General features: G+C 60.2%; 1 protein-coding gene. It reads right to left on the bottom strand.

Going from position 1 to position 430, the window contains the following annotated elements; translation table 11 throughout:
• Positions 1-430 (bottom strand): IS110 family transposase (locus ACKLKD_RS28015; protein ID WP_420062020.1); only part of this gene is annotated, 430 nt, incomplete at both ends.

Below are 430 nucleotides of genomic sequence, written 5' to 3'. Positions count from 1 at the left end.
CCCATACCCTCTATCGCCAGCAGCCTTTTTATCCGGACATCATCCCGTGCCGACTGCTCAAGCCGCCTGTCATGGCGGGCGACCCGCTCATCCAGCATCTGCAGCTCTTCCGCCAGTTCGCTCAGCAGGCGGATAAAGCGGTCATCCCACAGCTCCTGTTGCGACAGTATCTCCGGTAATGCCTTACGTAGCTGCCTTATTCCCACCGGCAGTACCAGACCGAACTCACCCAGCAGGCCCCGTATCTCATTACTCAGGGCTGTCCGGGCGCGGATGAGCCGGGCCCGGACGCGGTGCTCTGCCTGCAACGTCTGCTGCCGTTCTGTCTTCATGGCCACAAAGCGCATTCCGGGACGGCTGATAGCCTCGCAGATAGCTTCCGCATCGTTGGCGTCATTCTTCTGCCCTTTAAGATAGGGCTTGACCCGCT

It is taken from the genome of Klebsiella sp. 10982, from assembly GCF_048589245.1.
GTDB classification, from domain to species: domain Bacteria; phylum Pseudomonadota; class Gammaproteobacteria; order Enterobacterales; family Enterobacteriaceae; genus Klebsiella; species Klebsiella quasivariicola.
This window is presented reverse-complemented; position numbering and strand designations above follow the sequence as displayed.